The sequence below is a fragment of the Streptomyces triculaminicus genome (assembly GCF_017349075.1).
Taxonomy (GTDB): domain Bacteria; phylum Actinomycetota; class Actinomycetes; order Streptomycetales; family Streptomycetaceae; genus Streptomyces; species Streptomyces triculaminicus.
In genome coordinates this window covers 1-2,549 of the sequence record NZ_JAFMOF010000013.1, presented here as the reverse complement: position 1 = coordinate 2,549, position 2,549 = coordinate 1, and the positions used below count along the sequence as shown (strand labels likewise).

The window sequence follows — 2,549 nt, the reverse complement described above, 5'->3', positions numbered from 1 at the left end:
ACGGCACCAGGTGGAGGTAGTACCGCCACTGAGCGACGCCAATTCGCGGAGCAGGCTCGATGGGGTGTTGTAGACATGGCGATCGGGTTGCGGAGCACATCCGTGAGCAGAGCCCCCACACCGAACGGATCGAGGGTGGCGGGTGTGGCGACGGAAGGCCGGACGGGCGACGAGGCCTCCAGCGCCGGCACTCGTGGGCTGTGCCTGGGCTGGTGGGGCCAGCGAAACGCCACCCAGCGCAAGGAGAGCACTCACCGCGCCCGTGGCGGCAAAAGAGCGAATACGGGGCATGGAGAGCCGCTGTGCACGTGGGTGTGACCGCTTTAGGCCAGAAGGGCAACGGTCCTCACGCCGGGACCAACAACACTGCGCCGAATGGGTGACGGTCGGCGAGTGCGAGGAACGCCGGCTCACTAGGCGCTCCAGCCGGTGGGACGTAATCCCACCAGGCAGAACAAGGGCACATCATCTCGGCCTGGGTGATCTCCCGCCACGTGGCGGCTCCCTCGGCAGGGCGGCGGGGGCGGCTTCGGTGATCGGAGTCCGGCGGAACAACCCGCCCAGCCGTCAGCGCTGCTCCTGTCCAGCGGGTACTGGTGAACCATGACTGGCACCTTCACCACCCGCACTGTCGACGTGACAACCGGCTCCGCCGAAACCATGCACGACCTGACGAACGCGTGCTCCGCGTTCCTCCAGGAGGTCGCTCACGGGAGAGACGGACTGCTGAACGTCTTCACCTCGCACGCGACGTCCGGCCTGGCCGTCATCGAGACCGGGGCCGGCAGTGACAACGACCTGCTGGCGGCCCTCCGTGAGGTTCTTCGCGCGGACGATCGCTGGCAGGACCGCCACGGCGGTGCGGTCCCCGGCCGCGATCACATGCTCCCGGCCCTGGTCCCGCCCCACGCCACGCTGCCCGTGGTCGGCGGTGAGCTGGAGCTGGGGACCTCGCAGTCCGTCGTTCTGGTGACCACCGGCCGGGACACCCCCGGCCGAAAGGTCCGGCTGTCCTTCCTCGGCTGACCGGATGCCATTGCTGCCCGGGCGTTCAGGTCCGCGGGGTGCTGCCGGTGTCGATGAGGATCTGTTCGGCCTGGGTGACGTTGTCGGCCCGTACGGCTTTGGCCATCGCGGCTCGTGCCGCGTCGGGCGGGATCACCAGCAGGGCGAAGTGATCGTTGTCGCCCCGGGTGACGAGGACCGTGTCGTCGCCCACAGGGAAGGAGTCGATGTGCACGACCCGGTCGTCGACGGTCAGCCGCGCCGGGAGCTCCTCCCAGGCGCTCCTGTCCAGGCCCACGCGCATGATGGGCCCGAGGTGCTCGGTCAGGGCGCTGATACGGAATAGCGGCCCGAACAGGGCCCGAACAGAAAACCTCATACCTCGACTGCCGGACCCACTCTGCGCCGGATAGATCACACCGCCCCACAAGAGTCGGAACGACATGGACGCCGCCCGGTCACCAGCCCCGTCGGACACTGCCTAGTACTGCAACGGCACTTACGATCTCGTGCACGGTTGGCCGTGGCGCGTCGGCTTCTTGATCGTTGTGTTCAGCGTGGTGGGGATCAGGGCGGCGATCGTTCGGAACCAGCGGGTCACGGGCCTGTCGTCGACGGTGCTGGCTGAACTCGTTGCCGAGCTCGGGCCGTTGTGGCACGAGCGACACCAGGCCCGGCTTGTTTCCCGGGACCGGAAGCGGGCTGTGGGTGCCGGGGCCCGGCACAAGCTGGTCTTCGTCGACCGGCTACTGGCCACACTCGTGCATCTCCGGCACGGCGCCACGCACGACGTGCTGGCCTGTTGGTTCGGCGTGGACCGCTCCACCATCACCAGGGCGATCGGCGAAGTCCGGCCACTGCTGGCCGAGCGAGGCTGCACTATCGCTCCCGGGATGCGGCTGCGAACGCTGGCCGATGTCGTGAGCCACCTGGGCGAGAGCGGTCGCACGGCCATCTTGGACGCGACCGAGATCCGGGTCCGCCGCCCCGCCCAGGGAACGGACGGCCGGGACCGCTTCATCTCGGGCAAGAGCAAGCAGAACGCCGTGAAGACCATGGTCCTCACCGATGCCGCCGGCAGGCTCTTGTTCTGCGGCGAGACCCGGCCCGGCAGCTGCCCGGACATCACCCAGGCCCGCGAATCCGGGCTCATCGACCTCCTCGATACCGGACCCTGGGTTGAGATCCTGGCCGACGCCGGCTACCAGGGACTCGGCGCCCAGACCGGCGGCCAGGTCGTCACCCCGCCACACCGCAAGTTCCGAAAGAACCCGCCGCCTTGGTACGAGGAGATGCACGCACAGGCCAAGCACGCGCACTCTTCCCGACGGATCCGCGTCGAGCACGGCATCGCCCACCTCAAAAACTGGAAGGCCCTCGCCCGCCACCACGGCCGCCGTGAACAACTGCCCGAGACCGTCCAAGCCGTCGCCGCCCTGGTATCTCACCAGCAAAACGCAACCAGGCCCCTCACACACGCGGCCTGAAGACGGGTACGTCCGCGGTCGACGACGCGCCACGGCCAACCGTGCACGAGATCGTTA

At 68.5% G+C, this 2,549-nt stretch carries 2 protein-coding genes and 1 pseudogene; 2 read left to right on the top strand and 1 reads right to left on the bottom strand.

Translation table 11 applies throughout. The annotated features are described in order from the left end of the window. Positions 1 to 603: 603 nt before the first annotated feature. Positions 604 to 1,026 (top strand): YjbQ family protein, encoded by a 423-nt coding sequence (locus tag J1792_RS33760; RefSeq protein WP_086566157.1) that lies wholly within the window; start codon positions 604 to 606, stop codon positions 1,024 to 1,026. 25 nt (positions 1,027 to 1,051) lie between these two features. Here the strand turns inward: J1792_RS33760 and J1792_RS33755 are convergent. Next, positions 1,052 to 1,342 (bottom strand): annotated as a pseudogene (locus J1792_RS33755) (DUF5994 family protein); the annotation flags it as partial. A 172-nt stretch (positions 1,343 to 1,514) separates the two neighbouring features. On the opposite strand from J1792_RS33755, the gene J1792_RS33750 reads away from it, so the two are divergent. Then, positions 1,515 to 2,492: a transposase family protein gene (locus J1792_RS33750; RefSeq protein WP_372446169.1), complete on the top strand. Its 978-nt coding sequence runs from the start codon at positions 1,515 to 1,517 to the stop codon at positions 2,490 to 2,492. Positions 2,493 to 2,549: the final 57 nt, after the last annotated feature.

Bases quoted from the DNA above. Each gene is read 5' to 3' on its own strand.
- J1792_RS33760 (WP_086566157.1), top strand. From the start codon at position 604: ATGACTGGCACCTTCACCACCCGCACTGTCGACGTGACAACCGGCTCC.